This is a genomic window from Rhizobacter sp. P1_G5, assembly GCF_056405435.1.
The window spans coordinates 1-1,411 of sequence record NZ_JBFUCB010000978.1; the positions used below are offsets into that span (position 1 = coordinate 1).

The 1,411-nt window shown below is 69.0% G+C and carries 1 protein-coding gene and 1 pseudogene; both read left to right on the forward strand.

Annotated features, from left to right (window positions below; translation table 11 throughout):
• The coding region (locus AC1D12_RS33325) for an SDR family oxidoreductase (protein WP_477845376.1) at positions 1-975 on the forward strand (975 nt) is incomplete at its 5' end.
• Positions 976-1,073: 98 nt separating this feature from the next.
• Positions 1,074-1,411 (forward strand): annotated as a pseudogene (locus AC1D12_RS33330) (PA0069 family radical SAM protein); the annotation flags it as partial.

Consider the following 1,411-nt stretch of genomic DNA (forward strand, 5'->3'; position numbering starts at 1 on the left):
GACGAGGGCGATGCGGTCGCCGTGAAGCACCGGCGCATCCAGGCCGCGCAGGACAGCGCGGATGCGAAGAAGGGCCCCACCGACAAGCAGAAGAGCAAGGCACCGGTGCAGGCCGGTGCCCGTGAGYAGCCGGCCCGGCTGCCCGCACAGCACATCGCCAAGCCGGGGCTGGAAGCCGAACTCGAGCTGAAGCCCAAGTTCCTCGCGCCGTACTACGAAGGCAGCCACAAGCTCCAGGACGCCGCGGCGCTGATCACCGGCGGCGACTCCGGCATCGGCCGCGCGGTGGCCGTGCTGTTCGCGCGCGAAGGCGCCGATGTCGCGATCGTCTACCTGAACGAGCACGAAGACGCCGAGGAGACGAAGCGCTGCGTCGAGGCCGAAGGCGGCCGCTGCGTGCTGATCCCCGGCGACGTGCGCGACCCGGCGTTCTGCCGCGATGCGGTGGCCCGGGCGGTGAAGGCCTTCGGCAAGCTCGATGTGCTGGTCAACAACGCCGCGTTCCAGGAGCATGCCGACGCGATCGAGGACATCACCGACGAGCGCTTCGACGAGACGCTGCGCACCAACGCCTACGGCTACTTCCAGATGGCCCGGGCCGCGCTGCCGCACATGGGCCGCGGCGGCGCGATCATCAACACCGGCTCGGTGACGGGGCTCGAGGGCAGCGCTCACCTGCTGGACTACGCGATGACCAAGGGCGCGATCCATGCGTTCACGAAATCGCTCGCGAGCAACGTGCTGCACCGCGGCATCCGCGTCAATGCGATCGCGCCGGGACCGGTCTGGACGCCGCTGAACCCGGCCGATGCGCCTGCCGAGAAGGTCGCGGCATTCGGGCAGCGCACCGACATGCACCGCGCCGCGCAACCCGAGGAGCTGTCGCCGGCCTATGTGTTCCTCGCGTCGCCGGCCTGCTCGGGCTACATCACCGGCATCGTGCTGCCGGTGACCGGGAGCATCGGCGCGATCTGATCCGGCTGGCTTCGGCGGGGAATACTGTATATATTTACAGGATGCCACGGAAGTTCAACCCCATCCAGTCCCGCCCGCCGATCCAGCCGCTCGTGCCGATGCCGGCGCCCGGCGCCACCAAGGGCCGCGGTACCGCGTGGGCYATCGAGCACCGCTTCACGACGCGCGGCGGCGAAGACTTCGACGACGGCTGGGGCACGCTCGAGCAGCAGGCGAGCGAAGAGCACCTGCCGCGCGCCACGCAGATCATCGAGGAGCGGGTCAAGAGCATCCTCGCGAGCAACGACTCGCCCGACGTGCACTTCGACCTGTCGATCAACCCCTACCGCGGCTGCGAGCACGGCTGCATCTACTGCTTCGCGCGGCCCACGCACAGCTACCTCAACATGTCGCCCGGGCTCGATTTCGAGACCCGCATCATCGCGAAGGTCAACGC